Genomic DNA, 18173 nt, shown 5'->3' with positions numbered 1-18173 from the left:
GGCGCAGAAAGTTAAGCCAGACGTTGACTGTAAACTTCTTGAAACACTCGGGACGGCGGAGTGGTTTAAAAAAAGAAGACTGTTTATTCTTATAGCCAGAAAAAATAAAAATGCAAGCACCATCAATGCATCCTTAAATACTCCTCCGGCTTGAATCCTATCGCACGGTATCCAAACGCCATCGGTCTCGGAAATACCTGTGTCAAGGTGACACCCGAGTTGGAGACCGACTTCACCGACCCCGTAACGCCTGGAACTCCCGGTAAAATAGCTTTAGACAGCCTATCAACCTCATTCTCTTTTTCAGCTATTTGCTGGGCAAGCGCCTTCATGGCCTCCGTCTGAGCTTCCACATTAGACTCATGGTTACCTTGCGGCGGAGTAACTTCACCCTTCATAATCTTTAGCTGATCGCGCAAGTCTTTGAGCTGGTCAAACCGTTCAACCAGTGCCTGGGTGTTAACTGAGAGATTCGACGCCTTAGCCGCCGAGCTTACAATGGAAATATCTATGGCATTCGCATAATAAACTTCCGTCACAACGAGCAACTCAGGCAAGGAGCGATGACCGTTCTTATCGCTGACGGTCTGAACATTCATCATTCGCGCCAATATAACTTGCACATCTTTAACCCCTCCTGCCGTGCTGTAGCTATAACTATTTAAGGCTGAAAGGAGATAATGTAAATCAACCCTGATAACCGTGGCGCTAGGAATCGAAACCGTCATCCGATACTCATCATTTCCCACCAGACTCCCCAATAGGCCAGTCACCCCGCTCAATATATTACCGCTCATACCCGACTCGGCGAGTGATCCAAACTGAAAAGCAGGGAACGCCATGACGCGATTGACCCTAAAATCAGCACCTGTATAGCCACTGCATTTGAAGTGTGAGTATTTTATTTCAGTTGGCTGCCATGGAGTGAATGGTTTCCCTCCGACTGACTCGCCACCATTAGGCTCGTACCCGGAAACGGGCGGAATTTCAGGTGCATTCCGGAGTGACATATACAACTGACAAAGATCAAGCGAACCGATTCTAACAATGTACTTAGTGTAAAAAACTGCAGGCTTTTCCTCAAACCAATTAATTTTATCAGGATACGTAGGAACCAGGAGCATGTTCCCTGGATATAAACTCTCTTGCAAAGGATAGATCGCTCGAACGCCGAGGTTCTGTATACTTTCCGACCATGCTTTCAACATGGTCCCCGCTTCTGGCTTCGAAGCTCCGCGCCACCACATAATGGTCACAAACCCTGCGATCACAATCGAAAAAGATATAAGAATTTTGTAGCGCATAAAACCTCCATGGAGCACGAGGTTGCACGAGCGACCTGATTCCGTCATGAACCGAAAAATCCTGAACTGAATAAATCAACGATTGCTGACCACTGCCACCCGATCCTCGTGAAGACTTTGAAGTTCTCTTAGATAGCCCGCACCCAAAACAAAACCACCCATAACCGCCTCCATGGATTCGTTATATTTAATTCGCCGATACTCTGAAAACACTCCAGCGGCGCGGAAAATCTAGCGGGGTGGAAGAAGAAACATATCAATGGCACCTGAACCGGTCTCTTGTAAATAGTACCTCTTGCCAGACTCCATGTACTTTTCTATCGGCGGCTGCCCGACGATATAAATAAATACATTCATCCACGTTTCTCCCGGACTGCCAGAATACAGCTTCCCCTCTCCACCTTTCAGCTGTGCCTCGGTCCTAGCCAGGCTCTGTGTCTCAAGATAAAACACAACGTCCCGACCGACTTGGTTTACCAAATAAAATTGCGCAGCCTCCACTCCGGTCGAAGGAATATCTAATGATCCCTCCCCACTTGAAGCTGCACGCATTGAAAATAGTAAAACGCCAAACAATCCATAGGTAAATGTTTTCATGGAGCCTCTCCTTCTTTGCCTGCCTGAGAGCGCCCAAGCATGTAACCTGCGACAGTGCCAAACAACCCCATTGCGGGAGCAATTTGCTCGCTACTAAACCCAGCCGTAATAATAAATAATGTTGAGACAACGATCAGCGTCACCGCCATCAACTTGATAGACTGCTCAGGTTGAAAAGAGATAAATCGCATCAAATACAGCTCAGCTAAAAACACCAACAAACCAAAAATCAATACGCTTGAAGACATCCAGAATTCATAATTGCTTAACCAGGTCACTGCTGAGACATTAGGCTTTTGCGGAGTCGCCGCGGCAGCATTTTGCACCGCAGCAGACACAGAATTCTCTCTTGGCTGCTCGGCAGAATACGCCAATACCTGCCCGCCCAACAAAAAAGCGAGCATAACAGCCGCAAAACTTAATCGATACCTTGGGCTTCGCATGTTCAGCTGCTCTAGACAATACGTATTAATGTAAGATTATTGAAACACTCAACATAGCCGGATTTTTTCCACTAAGACGGCCCGTTAATAACACATAGTAAACCGCACCTACAATGTCAAGTAACTTGCCAAATTTCATCGCTAACCGCTCCACAAAAGACGATGTAGAGGGAATCAGCAAATTTAACGATAGCAACCTAACATTAACAACTGAAAGGAGGAGCGTGACGCCCCAGAAATAGTGAAATGAATTAGTCAGTTACTGGAATAAATACTCAACCTCCTGACAAATTAATCACCATAGGCACCAATCGGATGCTATTGGCCGAGCGCATTTTCACAACGCGTTGATGTCCGCATTGGGTCGATAGCAGTCCTATAGCACGTCACCCCCACGACTCAGTATCACCGTCCTAACTCTCCAGCCAGCGCCCATAGAGTTGGGGAAACTGTTCACGCACCCAATCAACAAAGACCTCAACCTGTGGGGGCAGATGCGAGCGAGTCGGGTACAGCACTGACACCGGCCTTGGGTGTGGGCGATAGGGGCGCAGCACCTCAACCAGATTTCCGTCCGCCAGAAAACGGTCCAGCGTTATGCCTGGAGCCTGAAGAATGCCGAAGCCTGCGACTCCACATTCGACATAGGCGTTGGACTCGTTGACGGTAATGCCCTGGCGACTGACGTGAGATCGCTCGCGACCGTCATCCATAAACTGCCAGGCCTGAGGCCGTTGATTATGCCCTGACAGAAAGGTCACGCCACGGTGTGCGTTCAAATCTTCCAGGGTTGTGGGCTCGCCGTATTCCGCGAGGTATCGCGGTGCCGCGCAGGTGACCATGGTTGCCATACCGATGCGGCGGGCCACGAGGCTCGAACTGGGTAACTCACCGATCCGCAATGCACAGTCCACGCCCTCTGCGACCAGATCGACAGTCCGATCAGTAACCCCTATCGCCAGCTCGATTGCAGGGAAGAGCCTGGTAAACGTACGCAAGCTTTCGATAAGGCCAGGTCCGGAAAACGCAGTAGGGATATCGACCCGCAGGCGACCACGTAAGGTTGAACGTGGAGACGCGAACATCGCCTTGGCACTCGCGACTTCACCAAGAATCGATTTGACACGCTCGTAGAACTGCTCTCCTTCCGAGGTGAGTCGCACCGTACGGGTGGTGCGCTGAAACAGACGTGCGCCAAGCGAGGTTTCCAATTCCTGTATCGCTCGCGTGACCTGCGGACGGCCGATCTGCATGGCATCTGCCGCGCGGGTGAAGCTGCCAAGTTCGGCCAACCGGGCGAACACCTGCATGGACTGGAGCAGTTCCATAACGTCTTCTCACTTGTGCTTTTTGTTGCCTGTCAGGCGCAAGATCACACTCTGATTGTTATCTCCAGAAATAACAATCCTGTGCCGGGCCAGGCATTTATCGCAAAGGCACGCTTGATGAAAATGTCGCCAACAGCTCATCCCATTGGAGATACACCCATGAAAGCATGGCTTCTGAAAGACTTTGGTCTCGATAATCTGGCCCTCGGCGAAACGGCTACGCCTGAACCCAAAGCTGGCGAGTTACTGGTGAAGGTCGGTGCGGTGTCGTTGAATTTTCGCGACAAGGCCATCGTCGATGGTTTCTACGAACCTCATCTGGTGCCGAAACCGCTGATCCCGGTCAGCGATGCTTCGGGCACGGTCGTTGCCGTGGGTGAAGGCGTAAGCCGGTTCAAGGTGGGCGACCGCGTTAACTCGCACCTGTACTCGCGCTGGATAGACGGTGCGCCCGGGCCGGACGAACCCGCCTACTGCTTCGGCATGCCCCTGCCCGGTGGCCTGGCCGAGTACATGATCATTCACGAAGACAGCGCCGTGCCTGCGCCGGACAACATGTCCGACGAGGAAGCCTCGACGCTTCCCATCGCAGCGCTGACAGCATGGTTCTCATTGGTTGATTACGGTCAGATCCAGCCAGGCCAGACCGTTCTGGTACAGGGCACCGGCGGCGTGTCGATTTTCGCCGTGCAACTAGCAACGGCACTTGGAGCCAAGGTAATCGTCACCTCCAGCAGCGACACTAACCTTGAAGCAGTGAAGAAGTTGGGCGCCGTGGCTGGCATCAATTATCGGACCTGTCCGCGCTGGGAAGAGGACGTTCTAAAACTCACCGATGGCAAGGGCGTCGACCTGCTGCTGGACGTCGCCGGAGGTGAGGGCTTGAACCAGTCGATTTTAGCGACCAAAGCCGCTGGCAAGATCGCGCAAATTGGCTTCCTGACAGGGCAGACCACAACGCTGAGCCTGATGCCGTTGATCTTTCGCCAGACCACTATCCGAGGCATCGCCGTGGCACCTCGCTCGGCGTTTGATCGCATGAACGCATTCCTCAACAAGCACGCGATTCGCCCTGTGATCGACCAGATCTACTCGTTCGACGACGCTCACAAAGCGTTCGAGCATCTGGCAAGAGGCGCCTTCGGCAAAGTGGTCATCAAGGTTTCCTGACTCAGTACCTAACGCCAAAGTGGCGGTCGTCGTGCGACGGGTGGCTGTGGTAGCCATGCAGCGGTGGCCGCTCTGGGCGATAGAAGCGGGGATTGGTCTTGCCAAACACCAGCAGCTATCGGGGCGTAGACTACCGGCCGCCAATTCTGGACCGGCAGCAATCGGCCAAAGCGCCCCCCTCATGGAAAGCACCAATAAGCTTCGATAAACTCCCTCGCTACGCTTCACGGATGGATTCGAAATTGTGCCGGTCTTTAGTTGCTCTCAGCCTTTGCGTTGCGACATCTCTTTTGGTCACCTTCCTCATCACCCTGTGGCGCAGCCCGTAAAGCGTCACTGTCTTGATTGCCTCTGCTTATGAAGATGGCCTCGTAGTCTTTCATCTCGATAATGGGCGGAGCTTCGAACGTAACAAAGTCAAGGCATGCGGGCTGTTGCGTGTGGCGCTAAAACAGGGGCTACCGAGCGATATGGCAGACGACCTGCGCGTGCGGCTTGAGGGGAAAGAAAAAGCACTTTCGGCGCAGCAACTGGCTGAGGTATCTGCTCTGGAAACTCTTTATTTAAGCCCCAAAGGTTTAAGCGAACTACAGAATGACGTTACCCCGGTTACCTGACCTCTGGCTGTTGCCGTCTCAGGACTCTCCGCCGAGCTGCGCCAGACTGGCCGCCAGCTCATCCTTGCGGAACGGTTTATTGAGGCGCGGGATATCTGCGTCAAGCCCTTCACGCTCGGCATAGCCAGAGACCAGGAGGATCGCAACCTCAGGCCGGGATGTACGCACTACCCTGGCCAGATCGGTGCCACTCATGCCAGGCATGAGGTGATCCGTCACGATCAGGTTGAACGGCTGCCCCGCGTCCAGCAGTTGCACAGCTTCCTCGCCTGACGCGGCCTCGATGACGCGGTAACCCAGGTCGACCAGCATGTCCGAAGTGCTTGCGCGCACAAGCTCTTCATCGTCGACCAGTAACGCGACGCCACGCACCGATTGTCGCTCTGGAGTTTCGACAGTGCGCACGGCTGCTGTCGGCACGGTCATGCTGCGTGGAAGCCAGAGCTCCACGTTTGTTCCCAGACCAGGCGAGCTCTGAATCGTCAGCGCGCCGTTCAACTGGGATGCCAGGCCATGCACCATCGAGAGACCCAGACCAGTCCCCTTCCCGACGCCCTTGGTTGAAAAGAACGGTTCTACCGCCCGAGCGAGCGTGGCCGCGTCCATCCCCGTGCCGGTGTCCGCGACAGACAGGCAAACATATTCGCCAGCCGGGAGCTTCGAACGGTGCCCCGTGCAGACAACCTCCGTTCTTGCAGATATCCGTATCGTCCCTCCCTCAAGCATCGCGTCGCGCGCGTTCACCGAGAGATTGAGGAGTGCCATTTCGAGCTGGTTTGGATCCGCCATCGCCGCAGGCAGATCCGCTGTTGCATCGACGACTACCTTGATTTGCGGACCGGTAGTGCTGGCCACGAGATCGCCCATGTCGCTCACCAGCTTCGACACATCGACCGGGACGGCCTGAAGCGGCTGACGGCGCGCGAAGGCAAGCAGCCTCTGCACAAGCGTCTTGGCACGATCGGCAGATTGCAAAGCGCCGGAGATCAGCCGCTGCTCTCGCTCGCCACCTACGTTTCTTCGCTGAAGCATGTCGAGCGTGCCGACGATCGGGGTGAGCAGGTTGTTGAAGTCATGGGCTACGCCGCCGGTGAGCTGCCCCATCGCTTCCATCTTCTGACTCTGGCGCAACGCCTGCTGAACTTCTTCCCGCTCGGCGATGGCTCTGGCGATCCTCGCTTCGAGCGTGGCATTGAGTTCCCGTAACTCCTCCTCGGCGGCCTTGCGGGCGGTGACATCAACCGCAGTGCCGGTAAAACGCAGGCAGCGGCCAGCCGCATCGAACACGGCCCGCCCCTTGGCCGCCACCCAGCGGACGATGCCCTCTTCCCGGCCAATCGTTCGATAGTCCACTTCGTAGAGCGCGCGGCGATCAGGATCGACAGCCGCTGCAAAGGCCTCGATCGTTGCCTCTCGATCCTCGGGATGCAAACCGTCGTAGAAGTCTTGCAGCGTGACCTGCACGTCAGACGAAATGCCAAACATCGCTTTGGTTTGTGGCGGCCAGATCAGCGTGTCATGAACGAGATCAACATCCCAGAAGCCCACATCGGCGCTTTCGACAGCAAGGCGCAGTCGCTCCTCGCTCTCGCGCAGGCGAGCCTCGGCACCCACCCGTTCGACATACGCCCAGCAGCGCTCGACGACTTCCCTGACCAGGGATATTTCGGAAAAAGACCAGTCTCGAGGCTGATTTTGATGAACCGCCATCATCGCCGTCAGTCGACCGTCCCTTACCAGCGGGCAACAGATGATCGCCTCGACACCGATGCTTTGAAAGGCCTCAAGCCCCCCGCCCCGGCTAATCTCTGCGCTGACGTCGCGAATGACCAAGGTGCTGCCAGCGCGCATATCATCCGCAGCCCGAGGGCCAAAAAGGTCGAGGCTATAGGTTCCGACAGAGCTCTGGACGCCGGGCGCATTGTAGTCACTGCGAATCCAGAATCGGTCGTGATCGATATCGACATCCGCGTAGGCGCAGCGCGAGACGTTTAGCTTTCGTCCAAGCAGCTCGGTCGCGGCAAGCATCGCGTCTTCAGCTCGATGGATGTTGAAAAGCTGGCTGTCCAGCTCATCAAAAAAGCGCAGTCGTGCCGTGCTCTCTTGCAGCGCCGCTTCTGCGTGGTGCTCGGCCGTGCGGTCACGGAAGATCTTCATAAAGCCGCCGTGATTCATAGCGAGCGGCATCATCAGTCCCGAACCCCAGAAACGCGTACCGTCCTTGCAAACGTGCCAGCGTTCGTTGACAGCCCGACCTTGCTCTTTGGCGAGTTCGAGCTCGCGCTGGAATACACGCGCGGCCTGGTCATCGTCTGTATAGAAGAGATCGCCCTCGCGGCCCACTGCCTCATCGACGGAGTAGCCGACGACACGCTGGGCACCGATGTTCCAACCCGTCACAGCGCCTTTCGCATCAAAGGTGATAATCGCAAAGTCTTCCGCACCCTCGACGATCTGGCGGTAGCGCGCCTCACTGATCTGGATCGCGGCCTTCGCTTGAGCACGGTGCACAACGAGCCCGACCGTGTGGACAACAAAGTCGACGATCTCGATATCCGACGAAAGCGGATCACGTGGTTCAGGGTGGAACATGACAAAAGTGCCGAGCACGACGCCCTGCGCCGAACGGATCGGGATGGACCAACAGGCGTGCAGGCCATGGGCGATGGCCAACTCCCGCAGATCGGCCCAAAGCGGGTCATTCGCGATATCGGCCCCAAACACCGGCTCGTTCCTGAGGGCCGCAGGGCTGCAGGAGCCAGAATTCGGGCTGATGATGCTGCCTTTGACGGCGCCGTTGAATGCGTCGGGAAGGCTCGGCCCTGCGAAATGCTGCAGTTGCTGACCCTCCTCGTTGAGGAGCAGGATGCTGCCCAAGAAACGAGACGTGGACAACGCTTCCACCTCGCGGACGATTGCATCCAGTGCGAAGTTGAGGGGTGTCTCTTCTACAGCCAGTTTCAGGATGCGGTTTTGTGCGGCCCCGAGTGCGGCAGCGCGATTGCGTGCCTGAGTAAGGCGCGCATTCTCGATGGCAATCGTCGCCAGGCGCGCCAGGCTTTCCAGCCGTTTGATCGTATCGGGGTCATGGGTACGAATGTCAGACCAGTAGGCGCCAAGTGCTGCGACCGCAGCAGGCCTACCGATAGGCACCATGACGAGGCTACGGACAAAAGTCGGCGCATAGGCGTCCTGCGGGATGCGCGGATCAAGCCGGACGTCACGGATGGCGACCGTCTCACCGTGATGCATAACCCATCCTGAAATGCAGTGGTCAGCCGGAAAAGTCTGGCCTTGCCAGAGCGGAGAGACCGCATCTTCGGCCACATAAGAACAACGACCGTCATGCTCAATGATGACCGCGACACCCTCCGCCCCGACAGCCGCACGCGCCGTGTCGCGGAGCACGGCGACAACCTCGTCCACTGATCCTGCCGCAGCCAGTCGCTCACTGGCATTCAGCACATGGGACAAGCGCTCATCACCGCCAAAATCTACCGGAACAGATGGCAAACAGATCTCCCAACGACGTCCAAAGAAACTCTATTCCAGGGAAGGCCTCACGATGAATGATGCCAAAAAGGCATTATATAGGGCATCCCGTCGAGGCATGCAGAAATGCGACCACCGAGCACAGTTCGGTCAGGCCCTTGTTGACCTCGTCATCTGAAAATCAGCTTAGCTCTATTTGAGATCGACCGGCGCGGCCCGTGATAAATCTCCGGAGGCCGCGCAGAACAGTGCCATATGCTACTCGGGCGACACTACACATCAGGATTTCGCATCAGCATCCCGCTAATGTATTTGCAGCCTCAAACCACCTCAAGTGCCGCAGCGATAGCCTTGTTGAAAGCCGGAATATCATCGGGCGTACGCGAGGTGATCAGTGTCCAGCCATTGGCCCCGCACTGTTTGACCTCGACATCAACCCAACCGGCAGCACCGGCGTTTTCCAGATCGAGCTTGACGCTCGGGTAGGAAGTGAGGGTCTTGCCAGTGATAACCCCAGCATTAATCAGCAACCACGGCCCATGACAAATCGCAGCGATTACCTTGCCCGCATCAGCGAACTCTTTGGCCAGACGCTGGGCGTTTTCATCCAGTCGCAGAGTATCGGCATTGACCGTACCGCCCGGAATAACCAGCGCATCAAAATCCGCCGCTTTGAGCCCGGCCAATGCAACCTGAGATTCGACCGTGCGATCTTTCTCAGTGTCCTGGACAAAAGTCTGCACAGTACCGCCGTCGCTTGAGCCATGGGTGACCGAAGCACCCTGCGCCTTGAGAGCCTCAAGCGGTTTAATCAGCTCATCGCGCTCGATCCCTGTATTGGCGGTGATGAACAGTACTTTCTTGCCTGTCAGTTGATTACTCATAGTAGTCACTCGGTCCTCGTATCAAGGTGATAAAAATCAAGCATGCGGCTAATGATTCAACCCATGCGTTGAAGATGTGAGGCCGGAGCGGTTTTGAAAGTTCAGCCGGATTTCTCGTGACCACGCCGGGTCTGAATGAAGACCGGAAAACAGGGGATTTCACATTTGTGTGCGAGGAATCGAACAGGCCGATTCAACAGGAAAGGCAGCGTAATGCTGCCCTCGCATCAATGACCCACAACCATTGCACCGGACTGCCTGTCCCCTTCTGCAAAACCATGAACTCGCGCGCGCGATGCAATGAGCAGACTCAGCAGTATCAACACCACCAAGATCCAGGGAAAAGCACTCACGCCCCATTGGCCGAGCAGAACACCGCCCAGTAGCCCACCGCCTGCGATGGCGCTGTTCCACACAACAACGTTCATGGAAAGCGCGACGTCAGCGCCCTTGCCTGCCGAGTCGGCGAGTGCGGTTTGCAACAGCGTGGCGGCGCCACCAAAGGTCAGGCCCCAGATAAAGACCCCAAGATAAATGGCCAAGGCTGAGGCTGAAAAGAAGCCGAAGAAAACCGAAACCGACGCGAAGGTTGCGAGGCTGGCCAATACGCTTTTTCTCAAGTGACGATCAACCAGCCGTCCCGTTACCCAGATGCCCGCTAGCGCGGCGACACCAAATGCCAGCAATACCAAGTCAACGTCACTCGCCAAACCGGCCTTGGCCACAAACGGCGCAACGTAGGTGTAGAGAATGTTGTGAGCCAGCATCCAGGTGAAGACGACGCCCAGCACCGAGCGCACGCCGGGCGTGAAAAACACCTCGCGCAATGCCATGCGCTGTGAGGAGGATTGGCCTGGGTAGTCCGGCACCTTGATCAGTACCCAGACGATCAACAACAGAGTCATCCCGGACATCAATCCAAATGCCATGCGCCAGCCCATGAATCCACCCAGCCAGGTGCCCAAAGGTACGCCCAGCGACAAGGCAATGGGCGTTCCCACCATGGCTACTGCCAACGCGCGGCCTTGCAATTGCGGGACAACCATGCGACGTGCGTAACCCGCAATCAGGCTCCAGGCCAGACCCGCAGAGACGCCCGCGAAAAACCTCGCGACCAGGGTCAGCCAGTAATTGGAAGACACTGCGGTGATGGAATTGAAAACCAGAAAACCGACAATCGTCAGCAGCAGGACGGTTCTGCGCCGCCAGCTTTGAGTGGCGATGGTCAGCGGGATGGCTGCCAGCAGTGACCCCAACGCATAGACCGTCACCATCTGCCCTGCAAACGATGCGGAGACGCCCAGACCACTGCCGATCTCGGGCAACAAACCCGCTGGCAACGTTTCAGTCACGATGCAAATGAACCCGGTCATCGCCAGTGCCAGCAATGCCCCGAAAGGAAGTTTGTCGCGCTGTATCTCATCTGTAGCCATTCGATTCCACCCACTAATATACTGATCGGTATAAATATAGGCAGGCATGCTCTGGGTAGTCAACGACTTATGTATCGATTAGTATTTAAATCGCTTTTTTGATCAATCTTGAGGAAATCCGGCATGGCACAAATGGGACGTCCGCGCACGTTTGACCGTGACGTAGCAATCACTCAGGCGCTGCATTTATTTTGGGAGCATGGATACGATGCGACATCGCTCAGCCAGTTGAAGGCCAATATCGGCGGAGGCATCACCGCGCCCAGCTTTTACGCAGCGTTTGGCTCGAAACAGGCCCTGTTCAATGAGGTCATGGAGCGTTACCTCGCCACTCACGGACGAGTGACTGACAGCCTGTTTGATCCAAGCCTGCCGCCCCGAGACGCGATCGAACTCACCCTTCGCCGCTCAGCGAAAATGCAGTGTGAGCCCGATCATCCCAAAGGCTGCCTGGTGTCGTTGGGTTTGATGAGCGCCTGCACGGACGAAAGCAAAGCCATTTCGGAGCCTCTTGCACGGGCGAGGGACTTGAACCGAGCGGGTTTAGTGGCCTGTGTCGAACGCGCCATTGGTGCAGGCGAACTACCTGCAACGGTGATCCCGGAGACGCTCGCCGCCACGTTCGACAGTTTTATGCTGGGCCTGTCGACACTCGCGCGCGACGGCATTTCCCATGCCACGCTGGACGCCAGCGTCACGCAAATAATGGGCCTGTGGGACAGCTTGCGCGTTGTGGCCGATGGTCAATGATCCCACCCCTGCTCACAGAGAATCCCGTAATGCTTCAGGCAGCACCTGAACCATTAGCGGTCATTTGTTTAACGACCACCCTATGAAGCATCCCGAGCACGACTTACATGCAGCCGCAGCGAACTCAATGACTAGCCCTGCGGCTCCCACTCAGGCAGCTAATCAAAATAGGGTTCCAGAACGTCCTCAATCCAGGCCATGAAGGCCCGGACGCGTTGGGAAAGGTTACGCCGATGCGCGACTACGAGCGACGCAGCGAGCGGTTCGGGACGTAGAGCGGGCAGAATTTCCACCAAGTCGCCGTTTTTAATGTGGTGCGCGAGTGCCAGATACCCAGCCTGGATCAGTCCGATTCCCGCCAGCCCCGCAGCATGATAAGTCTGCACGCTATTAACTTGCATGGTGCCTGGCAGAGCCAGAGACGCATAACCATCACCCTCCGGATATTCCCATCCAGCAGGTCGGGCGCCAAGTATGGGCGTGTAGTGAACCATCTGATGACCTTGGCTGAGCAAATCGTCGAGCGTCAGGGGTATGCCGTATTTCGCCAGATATTCAGGGCTCGCCGCGTTCATCATGCGCAATTTGCCAAGTGAGCGGGCGATCAGCGTGTCGTCAATAATCGGCCCTAGACGGATGACGCAGTCGAACCCTTCCTGTACAAGATCGACCCGACGATCTGTGCTGGACAGCTCAAGCTCCAACTCAGGATTAGCGTTGAGCAGCGACGGCAGAGCGGGAATCACGACAGTCTTCGCCAGCTCAGTCGGCATATCTACGCGCAATCTCCCCCTCAGCGGCGCGCCGTTGTTCGCGAACATGGAATGCAGGTCCTGAGCCTCGGCCAGGAGGTCTCGTGCACGCGAATAAAAGGCGCGTCCATCCTCAGTCAGTTGCACATTTCGCGTTGTTCTGTGAAAGAGGCTCGCCCCCACCTCTTGCTCCAGCCCGCGAATCACCGTCGACACCCGTCCCTTCTGAATTCCCAGGCTCTCAGCGGCACGGGTGAAACTCATCATCTCCGCAACGCGGGCAAAAATCAGAAGGGCCTGGAGATTCGGCATTGTTCACCAAAAAAGTAACAGAGCGTTTAGATTCACGCGCTTTATAGCTTATTTTGCACTCAGTAGAGTAGCTCCCATATAGCCGGTAATTAATCGCACACAGGAGAGCGCTCATGTACTCAACTTCCACGCCTATCCAGACTGTCATCGTTTTTCACTCCGGGTACGGCCACACAGCTCGCATGGCCGCGGCAGTCGCCGAAGGTGCAGGCACCGGTGCTGTATTGGTTGCAATCGATGCCGAGGGCAATGTTCCCGAAGATGCCTGGCAAACCCTGGCTCATGCAGATGCAATCATCTTCGGCTCGCCCACCTACATGGGCGGCCCTAGCTGGCAGTTCAAGAAATTCGCGGATGCCTCTTCCAAGCCCTGGTTCGAAGGTAAATGGCAAAACAAGATTTTTGGCGGATTTACCAACAGTGCAAGCGTCAACGGCGACAAGCTCAACACACTTGAGTATTTCTTCCTGCTGTCCGGGCAGCACGCCGGAGTCTGGGTTGGCCTGGATATCAAACCGGCGAACGTCAAAGCATCGAAACGCGACGACTTGAATCGTATGGGCTCCTATATAGCCCCCATGGCGCAGACACCTGCCGATGCTTCCCCGGAAGAGATGTCGCCTGGAGATCTAGACACAGCACGGCTGTACGGCGCACGCGTCGCACTTATTGCCAGTCAGTTCCGATGCGGGAAATCTCAGGCCACCTGAGATCGACGCGTGCTGACGATGCTGGCTTGCTGCTGTACTGACTTTCATCCACCGAATCTTGAGGGGGAGCCATGAAATACAACCGACTTGGCCGCACGGGCCTGTATGTATCGGAGCTGTGTCTGGGGACGATGACATTGGGAGGTAATGCGGACGCTGGTATGTGGGCTGCGATCGGCGCGGTTGATCAAGATGAAGCTAACCGTTTGATCGCCCACGCTTTGGCGCAAGGAATCAATTTCATCGACACCGCCGACATTTATTCTTTCGGCCAGTCTGAGCGCATCCTTGGCCAGGCATTGAGAGACATCGGCGTGCCACGCAGCGAGATCGTACTGGCGACCAAAACAGCGGGTGTCGCTGGCTCGAAACCCAATGATCAAGGGGCGTCGCGCGGTCATATCATGGATTCTGTACAACGCAGCCTGGAACGTCTTCAAGTCGATCACGTCGATCTTTATCAGATTCACGCCAGTGACTCTGTGACCCCGATTGAAGAAACCCTGCGGGCGCTCGATGACCTGACGCGCCAAGGGCTGATCCGTTATGTCGGTGTTTCGAATTGGCATGCCGGCAAGATCGGCAAGGCGCTAGGGCTGAGCGCAGCACTGAATGCCACACGCTTTGAGACGCTTCAGGCCTATTACTCGATTGCCGGCCGTGACGTGGAGCGTGAATTGGTGCCACTCGTTATCGAAGAGCAAATGGGGTTACTCGTCTGGTCGCCTCTCGCGGGTGGATTGCTCTCGGGGAAGTTCGGTCCCGGAGCATCAACCGAAGAAGGTTCGAGACGCAGTCATTTCGACTTTCCACCCGTTGATTTGAATCAGGCCTGGCGTTGCGTCGCAGAAATGCGCGCCATAGGCGATGCGCGCGGTATCTCCGTCGCTAGAGTTGCGCTCGCCTGGCTGCTCGCCAAACCCCACGTCACCAGCGTCATCATTGGTGCCAAAAGGATTGAGCAACTCGCAGATAACCTGGGTGCGGTCAATGTCGTTCTTAGCGACGAGGAGCTAGCGCGTCTCGATGCGGCGAGTGCTTTGCCCCCTCACTATCCGGGCTGGATGGTTGATCACCAGGATGCCAGCAGGCGCCCGGTACCTTTCACGCCAGAGGCGTCGAAGTAAGGCATGTGACCACCCATCAATACCTTTGCCGCAGGCGGATGTATTAACCGCTCTGCATTGAATTGAACATACCCACTGAAAGAGAAACAGGCATGCCAAAAGGATATCTGATCGGGCACGTGAGCATTACGGATCCCGCTGCCTACGCCGTCTATGCAAAAGCCGCAGGCGAAGCAATGCGACCTTTCAAGCCGACGATGATTGCCGGGGGAAACTATGAAAACCTCGAAGGCGAAGCCTATGAACGGCATGTGATAATCGAGTTCGACTCGTTTGCTGACGCCAAGCGTTTCTATCAAAGCGCGGAATACCAAGCAGCGAAGGCCCTGCGCGTTGATGCGGCGACGGGTACGTTCGTCATTCTCGAAGGGGCTTTTTGACCTGGTCCACCAGACGCACTGAAAAGCTCGACAGCCCTTTTGTAGCTAATGTTTCCATGCCCTCGGCGCCGCTTTGCCTCCCTGACTCTGCCGAGGTCATTTTTTATTCAGCACCGACGCCCTCAAGCTGTCACGTCAAAAAAATGGGTAGCGCCCATCCACTGTTCAAGCGTCCCGCCGAGATGCTTAACGGTGCGTTTGCGAACCAGCATCTCCTCCAAGTGCCTTGATATTTGTTGATCAGATGGCGGGGCCATACTGTCAAGTTCTCAGTACAAGCGGGTATTACGTGGGGTAGCTGAAGGTGGAAAGCGGATGCTGTTCTACGCCGGTGACGACGCAGAGGCTAAGTCGCAAGTCGCCGAGCTCATATCCAGACTGGGCTTTTACGGCCTTGATCTGAGAGGCCTGCAGCAAGGCCAACTCGCGCAGTTTCCGGGTGGCCCCTTACCCGGCCTCAACCTCGTCAAACACGACTGACAAGCAGGCCGGTAACCCGGCCTCGCTTGAGAGATTTTTGTGCAACCCTCTCCTCTTCAAGCACTGCATCCTCATGGCTCTCAGTAGCAGCGGCAGAAAATCAGGGTCAGAACACCTTTGAAATAAGGGTGGCCTGCCCCCCTTTTTTTCTATGTCCACGAGCGGGCGGAAAGACGTCTGTCCGTGTAAAAGGTTCGAGCTGGAAAGATTCACAGACCGCTCGTACGCTTAAGTCCCGTTACAGTGGTTGTCTGAAGATGGAAAGCAAATTGTCTTGGCAGATTGAGCGAGCAGCTTATGAGGAGTTCATCCGGCTGTTCGCGATAGGGCGCTTCGAGCATCAGCGATTGGGCCAAGCCTTCTATAACTATTTCAACCTCCACAAACTCTCCGATCAAGCTTCGCTGCGCGGTCTCTACGAGGCTGACGGCACGAAAGCTTCGGGCCTGATCCTGGAGCTTTTCCAACTTCACTAAGCGTCAGCTTTCGGACAATAGCGGACAGTTTCACTGGGGCTGGGCTGGCGCGCTGAAAGCGCGTCCCGGCGCGCGTGCTTGAATGCCTTGCTATGTATTCCTTCGCCGAGTAAGCGGGAAGACAAATGGCTTTTCTTGAGCTAAATTTATTTCGTTTAGCTTGTATTTAAACCTAATATCACTGCAACTAAATCGTCGAATTAGATCTTCCACCTTGATGTCACTTAGCTCGCAATCCCAAGAATGAATTATGTAACCACCCCTAACTTTATCGAAACCATACTTTTGCCCCAAAGCTACGGTGATAGTATTTTCAAGCTCTGCAACCCAGAAACAATCGCCAATTAATCGAAAAGCCGCATGTAAATGAGTTGCCTTTCTCTTTCCCGTGAGGCCGCTCTCCATATATTTGAAAACGCCCTTTTTCTTTAACGTAGAATAAGGGCTTTTCTTACCATGGCTTCGCAGCCTTGATCTCAACCCCTTAGCTGTGCCCACGTACCATGAGTTCAGTTCAAGCTTCAAAATATAGATATACCAATTTCTAGTTTCTTCACTCATTTTCCGGAATCAAATTGTGCATAACGATTAAGCTAATTCGTCTGAGACACTACTCGATTCGCACTGAGCGTGTCTATTGCAAGTGAGTTACGCAGCACGGCAGGAATAGGTCTGCTGAGGTCGAAGCGTCTCATGCAGGTGTCTACCGGAGCGAGGGGGAGCCCAAAAAAGTCCGCTCTTGGCCGGTTGCTGCCCGTCATGAGGTCCGGAAGCGGCAAACGCTTACGTATACATCGATAGGGATCATGTAGCAACGTAGGCAAGAACCGGCTGGAGGCAGGTGAGTGGCGGTGCCGAATCAAGCATATCGGTAGATTCACACCATGGGTAACTGCGATCTTGAAGCCAATCCATTATTTCCGCATAGGCTGGGAAGGACACTCCAACATGTGTTCGATAGTAATGGACAGTTGAATGGCCAAGCCCCTTTGCGGTGAAAAGCTCCAATAATACTCCCCACAGCCTACACGTAACTCTCCAGTCGCTTTTGTTGACATGCCAACCAGCCATTTGCACTTATGAATATTTGCCTCAGGTTTCGGAGGGGCACCGAAGCAGAATGTATAAACGTTCTCATATTTTAGGCTAAAGTCGCTTGCCAGAATTTCAGCAATATCTTCGCGCCCCTAGACGTTGGGAGGAAATACGATGGTGCTTGTCTGCACTAGCACGTTAAGAGTTGCGTCTAGACTGAAAGCACGTCGTAACAAGTCAGGCCGATTTCCATCCTTACCGAAGATATAGCTCTTAATCGCTTTGGTCGTATTTTTCATGCACAAATCCTAGTGCTGCTACAGGTTGGCGAATCTGGATTCCGCGCGGATTATGGGCTAACCGAAACTTTCCCCCTTCGCGGAATTTGGTACATCAAACGTCCTATCGAAGACCCACTGAAACGCCAGCGCGTAAAAGAAGAAGAAGACGAACAGCCCCAGATCGGTGACCAGTGCAGCCCACCAAGAAATCTCCAGCCACCATGCCACCAGTGGTACCAACATTAGAACTAGACCACCCTCAAAACCCAGTGAGTGCAGCAAGCGTCTGCCCAACGTGCGAGCACGCTGTGGCTGACGCGCTTCCCAGATTTCAAAACCGTAGTTAAACAGCACGTTCCACAGCAGCGCACACACCGATAACATCACCGACAGCGCACCCGCATGGGCCAAACCTTCGTCGTATATCCACGAGATGCTGGGCGATAGCACCGCAACAGCGATTGATTCATAGAGGATGGCTTGAAGAATTTTTCGCGAAGGTCCTTGCATGGTATTTTCCGAAGGGTGGATTGATCGAATACCTGCGACGGTATCGCTCCTTACGCACTAAGAAAAATGAGATAAATTGAATACCCATCAAT

At 55.0% G+C, this 18173-nt stretch carries 17 protein-coding genes and 1 pseudogene; 8 read left to right on the top strand and 10 right to left on the bottom strand.

Translation table 11 applies throughout. The annotated features are described in order from the left end of the window. Window positions 1–122 precede the first annotated feature (122 nt). The 4 genes from AUC61_RS20910 to AUC61_RS20895 form a co-directional block, all read right to left on the bottom strand. Window positions 123–1304: a hypothetical protein gene (locus tag AUC61_RS20910; RefSeq protein WP_243248046.1), complete on the bottom strand. Its 1182-nt coding sequence runs from the start codon at window positions 1302–1304 to the stop codon at window positions 123–125. A gap of 231 nt (window positions 1305–1535) precedes the next feature. After that, entirely contained in the window at window positions 1536–1901 is a 366-nt protein-coding gene (locus tag AUC61_RS20905; RefSeq protein ID WP_243248045.1) for a hypothetical protein, read from the bottom strand. After that, window positions 1898–2305: a hypothetical protein gene (locus AUC61_RS20900; protein ID WP_243248044.1), complete on the bottom strand. Its 408-nt coding sequence runs from the start codon at window positions 2303–2305 to the stop codon at window positions 1898–1900. Before AUC61_RS20900 ends, AUC61_RS20905 begins: the two co-directional genes overlap by 4 nt. Before the next feature lie 452 nt (window positions 2306–2757). After that, entirely contained in the window at window positions 2758–3672 is a 915-nt protein-coding gene (locus AUC61_RS20895) for a LysR family transcriptional regulator (protein ID WP_243248043.1), read from the bottom strand. A gap of 159 nt (window positions 3673–3831) precedes the next feature. Here AUC61_RS20895 and AUC61_RS20890 point away from each other — a divergent pair, with 159 nt between their 5' ends. Both AUC61_RS20890 and AUC61_RS20885 read left to right on the top strand, forming a co-directional pair. Further along, window positions 3832–4842 (top strand): zinc-dependent alcohol dehydrogenase family protein, encoded by a 1011-nt coding sequence (locus AUC61_RS20890; protein ID WP_243248042.1) that lies wholly within the window; start codon window positions 3832–3834, stop codon window positions 4840–4842. Between the two features lie 341 nt (window positions 4843–5183). Then, window positions 5184–5459 (top strand): hypothetical protein, encoded by a 276-nt coding sequence (locus AUC61_RS20885; RefSeq protein WP_243248041.1) that lies wholly within the window; start codon window positions 5184–5186, stop codon window positions 5457–5459. Between the two features lie 18 nt (window positions 5460–5477). On the opposite strand, the gene AUC61_RS20880 is transcribed toward AUC61_RS20885, so the two are convergent. The 3 genes from AUC61_RS20880 to AUC61_RS20870 all read right to left on the bottom strand — a co-directional run bounded on the left by AUC61_RS20880 (window position 5478) and on the right by AUC61_RS20870 (window position 11268). Further along, window positions 5478–8924: a GAF domain-containing protein gene (locus tag AUC61_RS20880; protein ID WP_243248067.1), complete on the bottom strand. Its 3447-nt coding sequence runs from the start codon at window positions 8922–8924 to the stop codon at window positions 5478–5480. Between the two features lie 347 nt (window positions 8925–9271). Further along, window positions 9272–9835, bottom strand: coding sequence for a type 1 glutamine amidotransferase domain-containing protein (locus tag AUC61_RS20875; RefSeq protein ID WP_243248040.1), 564 nt, complete (start codon window positions 9833–9835; stop codon window positions 9272–9274). Between the two features lie 227 nt (window positions 9836–10062). Next, a complete protein-coding gene (locus tag AUC61_RS20870) occupies window positions 10063–11268 on the bottom strand; it encodes an MFS transporter (protein WP_243248039.1) in 1206 nt (401 codons plus the stop codon). Window positions 11269–11391: 123 nt separating this feature from the next. Between AUC61_RS20870 and AUC61_RS20865 the strand changes: the two genes are divergently transcribed. Next, complete coding sequence (locus tag AUC61_RS20865; RefSeq protein WP_243248038.1) at window positions 11392–12018, top strand: TetR/AcrR family transcriptional regulator; 627 nt, start codon at window positions 11392–11394, stop codon at window positions 12016–12018. Between the two features lie 158 nt (window positions 12019–12176). Here AUC61_RS20865 and AUC61_RS20860 read toward each other — a convergent pair whose 3' ends face one another. Further along, window positions 12177–13082, bottom strand: coding sequence for a LysR family transcriptional regulator (locus AUC61_RS20860; RefSeq protein WP_243248037.1), 906 nt, complete (start codon window positions 13080–13082; stop codon window positions 12177–12179). Between the two features lie 113 nt (window positions 13083–13195). Between AUC61_RS20860 and AUC61_RS20855 the strand changes: the two genes are divergently transcribed. From AUC61_RS20855 to AUC61_RS20835, 5 genes and pseudogenes are all read left to right on the top strand, one after another. Then, entirely contained in the window at window positions 13196–13792 is a 597-nt protein-coding gene (locus tag AUC61_RS20855; protein WP_243248036.1) for a flavodoxin family protein, read from the top strand. A 71-nt stretch (window positions 13793–13863) separates the two neighbouring features. Next, window positions 13864–14919: an aldo/keto reductase gene (locus AUC61_RS20850; protein WP_243248035.1), complete on the top strand. Its 1056-nt coding sequence runs from the start codon at window positions 13864–13866 to the stop codon at window positions 14917–14919. Between the two features lie 92 nt (window positions 14920–15011). After that, the gene (locus AUC61_RS20845) at window positions 15012–15299 is read left to right on the top strand and encodes a DUF1330 domain-containing protein (RefSeq protein ID WP_243248034.1); all 288 of its coding nucleotides are present in this window, start codon (window positions 15012–15014) and stop codon (window positions 15297–15299) included. A gap of 297 nt (window positions 15300–15596) precedes the next feature. Beyond that, window positions 15597–15779: pseudogene (locus AUC61_RS20840) on the top strand (NADP oxidoreductase); the annotation flags it as partial. Between the two features lie 257 nt (window positions 15780–16036). Continuing rightward, window positions 16037–16255: a hypothetical protein gene (locus AUC61_RS20835; protein WP_243248033.1), complete on the top strand. Its 219-nt coding sequence runs from the start codon at window positions 16037–16039 to the stop codon at window positions 16253–16255. A gap of 90 nt (window positions 16256–16345) precedes the next feature. On the opposite strand, the gene AUC61_RS20830 is transcribed toward AUC61_RS20835, so the two are convergent. Both AUC61_RS20830 and AUC61_RS20825 read right to left on the bottom strand, forming a co-directional pair. Further along, window positions 16346–16816, bottom strand: a complete 471-nt coding sequence (locus AUC61_RS20830; RefSeq protein ID WP_243248032.1) for a GIY-YIG nuclease family protein — start codon at window positions 16814–16816, stop codon at window positions 16346–16348. Window positions 16817–17646: 830 nt separating this feature from the next. After that, entirely contained in the window at window positions 17647–18081 is a 435-nt protein-coding gene (locus AUC61_RS20825) for a PACE efflux transporter (RefSeq protein ID WP_243248031.1), read from the bottom strand. Window positions 18082–18173 lie beyond the last annotated feature (92 nt).

Origin of the sequence: Pseudomonas maioricensis (assembly GCF_022790535.1) — a bacterium.
GTDB classification, from domain to species: domain Bacteria; phylum Pseudomonadota; class Gammaproteobacteria; order Pseudomonadales; family Pseudomonadaceae; genus Aquipseudomonas; species Aquipseudomonas maioricensis.
Note: the sequence above shows the minus strand (reverse complement) of the source record. Positions and strands in the feature narration are given on the sequence as shown.

Coding starts and splice junctions, on each gene's coding strand:
- AUC61_RS20910 (WP_243248046.1), bottom strand. CDS start 1,304: ATGCGCTACAAAATTCTTATATCTTTTTCGATTGTGATCGCAGGGTTT.
- AUC61_RS20905 (WP_243248045.1), bottom strand. CDS start 1,901: ATGAAAACATTTACCTATGGATTGTTTGGCGTTTTACTATTTTCAATG.
- AUC61_RS20900 (WP_243248044.1), bottom strand. CDS start 2,305: ATGCTCGCTTTTTTGTTGGGCGGGCAGGTATTGGCGTATTCTGCCGAG.
- AUC61_RS20895 (WP_243248043.1), bottom strand. CDS start 3,672: ATGGAACTGCTCCAGTCCATGCAGGTGTTCGCCCGGTTGGCCGAACTT.
- AUC61_RS20890 (WP_243248042.1), top strand. CDS start 3,832: ATGAAAGCATGGCTTCTGAAAGACTTTGGTCTCGATAATCTGGCCCTC.
- AUC61_RS20875 (WP_243248040.1), bottom strand. CDS start 9,835: ATGAGTAATCAACTGACAGGCAAGAAAGTACTGTTCATCACCGCCAAT.
- AUC61_RS20870 (WP_243248039.1), bottom strand. CDS start 11,268: ATGGCTACAGATGAGATACAGCGCGACAAACTTCCTTTCGGGGCATTG.
- AUC61_RS20865 (WP_243248038.1), top strand. CDS start 11,392: ATGGCACAAATGGGACGTCCGCGCACGTTTGACCGTGACGTAGCAATC.
- AUC61_RS20860 (WP_243248037.1), bottom strand. CDS start 13,082: ATGCCGAATCTCCAGGCCCTTCTGATTTTTGCCCGCGTTGCGGAGATG.
- AUC61_RS20855 (WP_243248036.1), top strand. CDS start 13,196: ATGTACTCAACTTCCACGCCTATCCAGACTGTCATCGTTTTTCACTCC.
- AUC61_RS20850 (WP_243248035.1), top strand. CDS start 13,864: ATGAAATACAACCGACTTGGCCGCACGGGCCTGTATGTATCGGAGCTG.
- AUC61_RS20845 (WP_243248034.1), top strand. CDS start 15,012: ATGCCAAAAGGATATCTGATCGGGCACGTGAGCATTACGGATCCCGCT.
- AUC61_RS20835 (WP_243248033.1), top strand. CDS start 16,037: ATGGAAAGCAAATTGTCTTGGCAGATTGAGCGAGCAGCTTATGAGGAG.
- AUC61_RS20830 (WP_243248032.1), bottom strand. CDS start 16,816: ATGAGTGAAGAAACTAGAAATTGGTATATCTATATTTTGAAGCTTGAA.
- AUC61_RS20825 (WP_243248031.1), bottom strand. CDS start 18,081: ATGCAAGGACCTTCGCGAAAAATTCTTCAAGCCATCCTCTATGAATCA.